At 77.0% G+C, this 1,874-nt stretch carries 2 protein-coding genes; both read right to left on the bottom strand.

The window, feature by feature from the left end:
- The coding region (locus tag FHG89_RS04690; protein WP_208760858.1) for an SRPBCC family protein at positions 1–581 on the bottom strand (581 nt) is incomplete at its 3' end.
- A 67-nt stretch (positions 582–648) separates the two neighbouring features.
- Positions 649–1,698: an NAD(P)H-dependent flavin oxidoreductase gene (locus FHG89_RS04685; RefSeq protein WP_139583086.1), complete on the bottom strand. Its 1,050-nt coding sequence runs from the start codon at positions 1,696–1,698 to the stop codon at positions 649–651.
- Between the last annotated feature and the right edge of the window lie 176 nt (positions 1,699–1,874).

Here is a 1,874-nt window from a genome sequence, read left to right as displayed (position 1 = left end):
TAGCTCGGCAGCGTGATCCACGCCGCCGTTCCCGCCACCAGGACAGCCCCGCCGACCACGGCCACCAGCGTGCGCCGCCGCCGTCGGCTACGGGCCGACGTGCCGCCCGCGCCGATCACCGGCAGCTCGGCGGTCATCCCGGCCTCGCCCCGGCGCAGGTCGACCTGCTGGAAGGCGAGCCAGTCGAGAATGGCTGGCAGGCGTACCGTCAGCGCCTGCCGGAGTTGCTGCTCACGCGGCTCGTGCTGCTCGGCCGACCAGGCGCCGTGCGTGGTGACCTCCCGCACCGCGAGTCGCGAGCCCTGCTTGGTGGCGGTGACGGCACAGGTCAGCTCGGTGAGCCGGCCGGCCTCGTCGCAGCGCAACGAGAGCAGTTCCGGCGCGTTGCGCTCGGTCACCTCGACCTCGACGTCGCCGTCGAAGCCCGGCAGGCCGGCCGTGTGCAGCAGCAGGCGGTCCGGCACACCCTCGACCGTCTCGGCCTCCACGAACCATCGGCCGAGCAGCTCCAGATCCGTCAGGGCGAGCCAGACCCGGTCGGGCGGGTGGGACAGGTCGACCTGTGTGCCGATCTCGATCACGGCGAGACTCTAACCGGTTTCCCGTCCGGCGCCGCCCGCCCGCCCGGTCCAACAGTGGACGCGCTGGTCACCCCCAGTGGGCCGACCGCCGCACCGCCCCCTTCAGGGCCGCCCGGGCGTCGGCGCTCAGCTCGGCGAGCAGGTCGGCCGCCGGCATCTCCCGGGCCAGCGGGTGCGACTGACCGGCCCACAGGTTGGCGACCGACGCGTCCCCGGCCCGCCGGGCGGCGGCGAGCAGCGGCCGGGTCAGGTGCAGCACCTGCGGGTAGCCGCTCGGCGCCGCCGCGTCGTGCCGCCGCAGGAAGTCGTTGACCACCCCCCTGGCCCGCTTGCCGGTGTACGCCCGGGTCAACGCGGTCGGGTCGCCGCTGGCCACCGCCGCCCGGTGCAGCGGCGAGCTGCCCGCCTCCGGGCAGCGCAGGAAGGCGGTGCCGAGCTGGGCGGCTGCGGCCCCGGCGGTCAGAACGGCGGCGACCCCGGGACCGTCGGCGATGCCGCCGGCGGCCACCAGCGGCCGGGCGCACCGGGCGGCGGCCAACCGCAGCAGCGGCAGCAGCCCGTAGTCGTCGTCGTCCGGCACCCCACCGCGGTGCCCGCCCGCCTCGGTGCCCTGCACGACGACGGCGTCCACGCCCAGCTCGACGGCGGCCGTGGCCGCGTCCGGCCGGGTGACCGTGGCCCACACCTCGGTGCCCCGCTCGCGCAGGGCGGCCACCGCCGCCCGCTCCGGCAGGCCGAACACGAAGGACACCACAGGCACCGGGTCCGCGAGCAGCGCCGCCAGCTTCTCGGGGTACGCGTCGTCGCCGCCCACCGGTTCGCCCAACCGCACGCCGCGCTGGTCGGCCTGCGGCGCGAGCCGCTCGGCGTACGCCTCGATGGCGGCCTCGTCGACCGGGCCTGAGCCGGGCAGGAAGACGTTGACCCCGAACGGGCGGTCGGTGCGGGCGCGGACCTCCGCGACGTCGGCGACCAGCCGCCCGGCGTCGATCATCCCGGCGGCCAGGAAGCCCAGGCCACCGGCGGCGGACACGGCCGCGACAAGCGCCGGGGTGGACGGCCCGCCGGCCATCGGGGCGGCGACGATCGGATGACGCAACGTGGACAGGACGGACATCCGCCCATCCTGCCGTACCGGGTCCGTGCCGGCGGACGAGCCGTCGGTCACCGCCTGTCGGTGTGCCGCCGCCACAGCACACCGCCGACCGCGAGGAGGCCCAGGAGGGTCCCGGCCCCGGCGGCGAGGGGCCAGATCCGGCCGCCGCCGTCGGCCTGCTCGGCGGCGGCCGGATC

The organism is Micromonospora orduensis, assembly GCF_006228125.1.
Lineage (GTDB): Bacteria > Actinomycetota > Actinomycetes > Mycobacteriales > Micromonosporaceae > Micromonospora > Micromonospora orduensis.
The sequence above is the reverse complement of the archived record's forward strand: the minus strand, read 5'-3'. Positions and strand labels throughout refer to the sequence as shown.